Raw genomic sequence first — 1,339 nt, 5'->3', positions numbered from 1 at the left:
CTGGTAGATCACGTGCATGGGCGGGCTCCGGAAGGCGTCGGCCCAGCATACCCCCGGGGGCTGAAGGCGTGCCGACCGCTGCCCGGCTCCCCATGATCCGCCAGACAACCGGTAATGCCGGCCGCTGGCCGGCTCCCCGCACTGCCGGCAATGTGCAGAGCCGGCCAGCGGCCGGCACTACCGGTTGTCTGGCGGGTCGTGGGKAGCCGGCCAGCGGCCGGCATTACCGGTTGTCTGGCGGATCATGGGGAGCCGGGCAGCGGTCGGCACGCCTTCAGCCCCCGGGGGTATGCTGGGCCGACGCCTTCCGGAGCCCGCCCATGCACGTGATCTACCAGGCCGACAACCTGTTCGATGCCCATCTGGTGAAACACGCGCTGGAAGACGCCGGCATCCCGGCGTTCGTGTTCGGCGAGTCGCTGCTGGGCGGGATGGGCGAACTGCCGCTGTTCGGGGTGCTGCGGGTCTGCGTGCCGGACCTGGCCCGTCCCGAGGCGGAAGACATCGTGGCCCGGCTCGACTTGGGCAGCGGCGGGGACGACCCCATATTCGATGGTGACGAAAGCGCCGGCCTGTTGCCGGCCTAGGAGAACGCCATGTTGGGCATTGCCAAGGGCTTGTTGGGAATCGGCGCGTTCAAACAGCGCCTGCCGCGTCCAGACGAGGCCCTGCCGGGCCGTGAGCACCCGCTGCCGCTGCACAACCAGCACTACGTCAACAGCCACCCGCTCAAGGACGGTTTCGCCGGCCTGCAGCGCATCCGCTTCGCGATGGGCTGCTTCTGGGGCGCCGAGCGCACGTTCTGGACCCTGCCGGGCGTGTATTCCACCTCCGTCGGCTACGCCGGGGGCGCCACCCCGAACCCCACCTACGAAGAAGTCTGCTCGGGTCTGACCGGGCATACCGAGATCGTCGAGGTGGTGTTCGACCCGGCGGTCATCTCCCTGGACAAGCTCCTGCAGGTCTTCTGGGAAAACCACGACCCCACCCAGGGCATGCGCCAGGGCAACGACACCGGCACCCAGTACCGCTCGGCCATCCACGCCACCCGCCAGGCCCAGTTCGACGCCGCCCTGGCCAGCCGCGACGCCTACCAGCAGCGCCTGACCGACGCCGGCCACGGTGCCATCACGACCGACATCGACTTCCCGGCCCCCGAGTACTACTACGCCGAGGATTACCACCAGCAGTACCTGGCCAAGAACCCCAACGGCTACTGCGGCATCGGCGGCACCGGCGTCAGCTGCCCGATCSGCGTGGATGCCTGAACCGGCGAGGGRTGGGGTAGAGCCGAGCCMTGCTCGGCTGCCTCCCCACCGACGCACCGCCTGCCGACACA

Annotated in this window: 2 protein-coding genes; both read left to right on the top strand. The window is 69.4% G+C overall.

Going from position 1 to position 1,339, the window contains the following annotated elements; genetic code table 11:
• The first annotated feature begins 320 nt into the window (after window positions 1-320).
• Entirely contained in the window at window positions 321-587 is a 267-nt protein-coding gene (locus AC1DR7_RS20305; RefSeq protein WP_256774968.1) for a putative signal transducing protein, read from the top strand.
• Between the two features lie 30 nt (window positions 588-617).
• Window positions 618-1,268, top strand: a complete 651-nt coding sequence (gene msrA / locus AC1DR7_RS20300) for a peptide-methionine (S)-S-oxide reductase MsrA (protein ID WP_457322227.1) — start codon at window positions 618-620, stop codon at window positions 1,266-1,268.
• Window positions 1,269-1,339: the final 71 nt, after the last annotated feature.

Source organism: Stenotrophomonas sp. P5_A9, from assembly GCF_056400525.1.
Note: the sequence above shows the minus strand (reverse complement) of the source record. Positions and strands in the feature narration are given on the sequence as shown.